This is a genomic window from Leifsonia sp. KNZ12-8B (assembly GCF_056755495.1).
This window is the reverse complement of record NZ_JBPGXM010000259.1, coordinates 1-543: the sequence shown is the minus strand read 5'-3', so window position 1 is coordinate 543 and position 543 is coordinate 1. Positions and strand designations below refer to the sequence as shown.

1 protein-coding gene is annotated in these 543 nt (G+C 73.7%); it reads left to right on the top strand.

All coding sequences use genetic code 11. The annotated features are described in order from the left end of the window. Positions 1 to 132: 132 nt before the first annotated feature. Positions 133 to 447, top strand: coding sequence for a hypothetical protein (locus ACR9ZG_RS18935; protein WP_481286389.1), 315 nt, complete (start codon positions 133 to 135; stop codon positions 445 to 447). The last annotated feature ends 96 nt before the right edge of the window (positions 448 to 543 follow it).

The following is a 543-nucleotide window of genomic DNA, read 5'->3' as shown; positions in this document are numbered from 1 at the left end:
GCACCCAGCCGCCGAGCTCCTCGCGCTCGATCGCCGGCCAGCCGCGGTCGGCCAGGAGGTCGAGCAGGGCGGGGTCGGGGTCGGGGGACGTGGGCATCCCACGAGGCTAGCGGGAGGCGTACCGTGCGGAGCATGACCGACACCACCGCCGCCGACTCCCCCTCCGCCCCGACCGCCGACGGCGTGGGAGCGAGCGCGAAGACGGTCGCGCACGTCGTCCACTATCGCCGGAAGACGTACGTGACCCGGCCCGCCGAGGGGTACGCGCTGCTGAAGCGGGTGCGCACGCTGCTGCGCGACGGCACCACGGACCTCGTGCCGCTGGTGCACCGCGACGGCTTCGTGTGGCTGGCGGTCGGCCCGAGCATCCCGATCGCCGTCGACGAGATCGAGACCGACCCCGGCCACTCCGAGCAGCACACCCTCCACCGCCTCGGCCTGACCTGACCCCGGCCCGCCGGGCCGCGGGGCGGCCGCGCCGCCGAAAAAAAAAAAAAAGAAGGGGGGGGGGGGCGGGGTTTTTTTTTTGGGGTGTGGGGGGGG